The 3,888-nt window shown below is 34.4% G+C and carries 2 protein-coding genes; both read right to left on the bottom strand.

What is annotated here, in order from left to right; genetic code table 11:
- Nucleotides 1–1,349 (bottom strand): S-layer homology domain-containing protein (locus AC1DTM_RS19855; RefSeq protein ID WP_477000707.1); only part of this gene is annotated, 1,349 nt, incomplete at its 3' end.
- A gap of 50 nt (nt 1,350–1,399) precedes the next feature.
- On the bottom strand, nt 1,400–3,888 hold a 2,489-nt coding region (locus AC1DTM_RS19850), incomplete at its 5' end, for an Ig-like domain-containing protein (protein ID WP_477000706.1).

Here is a 3,888-nt window from a genome sequence, read left to right as displayed (position 1 = left end):
GTTTGCATTTGTTCTATGTCGTTTTTATATTGTTCTTTCACTTCATATACGTTCTTTTTGTATACGATACTTGCTTTTTCACTGTCTCCTCCATTACCCGTACCGCCACCGGTATCACCATCCCCAGTAGTCGGCTCATCTTTCTTAAAATCAATAACTTTACTAACGACCGCTGTCGACTCCGCTCTCGTTAACGTTTGTTTCGGTTTAAACGTCCCATCTGGATACCCTGAAATAATTTTTGCTTGAATTAATGCAGCTATTAATTTAGGATTTTTCGTAAATTCACCTTTATCTCCAAATTTTATTTCTTCATTTACTTCCTTTAACTTCAACACTTTCGCAATAATGATCGCCATTTCTTCCCTTGGAATTTCTTGCTCTGGTTTGAAGCTATCTCCGTATTCTTTCTTTTCAATAATCCCTTCTTTTATCGCTGTTTCGACGTACTGATTTGACCACTTACTTTTCGGTACATCTTTAAATGTCTCTTGATCTTTTACAATCTTATAGCCTTGTTGCAGCACAATCATAGCTAAAAATTGTTCTCTCGTTAAGCGATCTTCTGGACCAAAGATTCCGTTCCCCTTACCAGATACAATCTTCAACTCTTTTAATCTCTTTATATCTTTATATGCCCAGTAGGAAGGTGGTACATCGTCAAATACATATCCATAATCAAGTAATTTAACGATGACTGCTGTCGACTCCGCTCTCGTTAATGTTTGTTTCGGTTTGAACGTTCCGTCTGGATATCCTGAAATGACTTTTGCATTTACTAATGCAGCTATCAATTTAGGATTTTTCGTAAATTCACCTTTATCTCCAAATTTTATTTCCTCATCTACCTCTTTTAATTTTAAAACCTTTGCGATAATAATCGCCATTTCTTCTCTTGAAATTTCTTGCTCTGGCTTAAAGTTATCTCCGTATTCTTTCTTCTCGATAATTTCTTCTTTTATCGCTGTTTCAACGTACTGATTTGACCACTTACTTTTTGGTACATCTTTAAACGTCTCTTGATCTTTTACAATCTTATAACCTTGCTGTAGCACGACCATCGATAAAAATTGTTCTCTCGTTAAGCGATCTTCTGGACCAAATAGCCCGTCTCCCTTACCAGATACAATCTTTAACTCTTTTAATCTCTTTATATCTTTATATGCCCAATAAGAAGGTGATACATCCTTGAATACAAACTCATTTGTATTCTCAGCTGCACTATTAAACTGATTTGTTTTTTTATTTACCTCGTTAGCAGCATACGCTATTGCACCATCAAATATCACTGTTATAAATAGTACAAACAGTATACTCAATTGCGCTACTTTTTTAAGCCAATTTTTCATCCCGTATTCCCCTTTTGCATTCAAAATAAAATAAAGATAACCGCATCGAATTATTCATCAATTGTTGAAAGAACAGTTTCTATGTTTATACCGTCTCCAACCTTTTTAATGAATGATTTTCCAATATTTAAATCTCCTGAGATTTTAGGTAACAATAAATAATCAAGCCATACCGTTTCCCCTGATTGAATAGAATTAACAACTCGCTTCAACTCTGTTCCTGGTGTATAAACAAAGTTTTTCTTGTCCGCTTCATTTAACTCTACATGTAAATCATAAATAACGTTTGGCGATTTATTTTCAATTCCTACCTTGACTACATATGGAAGACCTTTATATGCTTTTTTATCTACTTTAATATGCATCTTCACTCCATCTTCCCCGTACACTTCAATTGGCTTAGCTGTTTTAAACTCGGCAGAAAGTGGCTCATCAAACGGGTATAATGTAGATGAGAAATTAGCACCTAAATGATATTCACCTTTTTTATCTCCACGAATATACCACTCAGCTTTCTTAACCTCATTTCCACCTATCGCTCCTAAATGGATTGTTTCACTTTGTTTTTCGGAAATCGGAGCTAAACTTAATCCTTCTGGTAACTTTAGCGATATATTTGTATTTGTTAATTCAAATGGCTCATCCGCAAAACTTTGAATCATCACTTCCACTTTAAAGAACTCTTTCAACCAACTTACTTTTCCTGGAACTACCATATATCCAACTGCAGGAGGAGCTTCTTTTTCTTGGAAACGCTCATTTTGAATAACAACTGGGTACACATTAACCTCACTTGCACCACTACCAATCGACACATTTAAATTACCTTGTATAATCTTCCCTACATTATTAATGATGTAATCAACTTTTTTATCCTCATTATCTATTTTCAAATGCAGTTCAAACTTATACACATGGCGATTATCCGGATGATTGACATCAATACCTGCCTTCTCTATTTCCTCTTTTGACATTTGTGTTACGTTCATCTTCCCATCAAATAACTGTGAAGGTTCTAGTATGACTTTCTGCTTCGTCCGCTCATCATTCTTTACAACTACGTCTACAGAAACGGGTTTATATCCTTTCTTATAAACGTATACTTTATAAGCACCTTCTTGTGGTTTTAACGATAAAGTACCATTACTACCTGTTATTAACTTTTGTTTATTTTCTTTCGAATCTTCTAACACAACATTAACACTATCCATTCCGCGTCCATTTCCATCTTGTACTTCTAGTAATAAACCAGTCTCTTTCTCTGTTACTTCAACAGGAATATTCAAACTTTGTTTATCTTTCGTTATCGTAACAGTTGCAGTTCCTTTTTTATCTTGAGCTATCAACTTCCCAGAAGCGTCTACTTCTACAACAGATGAATTAGAAGATTTAAAATTCACACTTTTCGTAACATCTTTCAGCGAACCATCTTCATATAAACCTGTAACTTTTAGTTCATATACTTCTTTCGTTTTTAATGCAATTTTCTTCGTACCAACTTGTAATGCAACGAGTGGATTCTCTACTTTTACTTTCACTTCCTTTTTTATATCTCTTACAGATACTGTAATAATAGATTCTCCTTCTTTTTGAGCTACAATATTTCCAAACTTATCAACTTTCACGTTATCATTGTTACTAGAAAATGTTGCTTCATTATTAATTGATGAACGGTAATCCTCTTCGTAAACTCCTGTTACTTGCAACTTTTTCGTACCGTTAATAGGCAACGTTATATTTGATGCTTCAAATTCAATGTCTTTCAGGCCATTTTCAACATATATCGGTACACGCATCTCACGCCCTTTATAATTAACAACAAGTGTCGCTTGTCCCTGTTTAAGGCCTCTAATCTCTCCATTCCCTGCAATTTCAGCTATGTTTCCATCATTTATCCAAAAGTCTGTTTGATCTGTGACATCTTTTTCACCATCATTATATTTTGCTTTTACTACAATTTTATCTTTAGTGCCTTCCTTTAATGTAAATTGATTTTTGTTTACAACAACTTCTTTTTCTTTTTCTTTCACCTCAACCAATACTTCAGTAGTGTAGTCTTTATAGGTGATTTTCAAAGTCGATTGACCTTCTTTTTTTCCCAATAGGTATGCGTTATCTTTGCCCAATTCTAAAACTTCAGGATTTGTTGAAACCATTTGGATACTTTTGTGATCCAGTGTTGTCCACGATCCATTATCATACTGTGCTTGAACCCAATAATCAGTTTGTTCTCCTACCGATAGGTAACTATAATTAGAGTGATAGAAATTTAATTTAACAACTTTCCGGTTCGATTCTTTAACATTTATATTCAAGACCTTCTTAATGCCAGCATATTCTACAGTAACAGCTGCATTCCCAACACCTACCGCTTCCAAAGTTCTGTTGTCTCTTATTTTTACCACATCTTCATTAGAACTAATCATTTGTACTCCATAATATACTTCTTCTTTTTCGTTTCCCTCATAAACACTTTTAACCCTGACTGTAGTTTGCTCACCTTCAATCAAAGATGTATTCCCAGCTACCACTTCAATAT

The organism is Bacillus sp. P4_D3, from assembly GCF_056401855.1.
The sequence above is the reverse complement of the archived record's forward strand: the minus strand, read 5'-3'. Positions and strand labels throughout refer to the sequence as shown.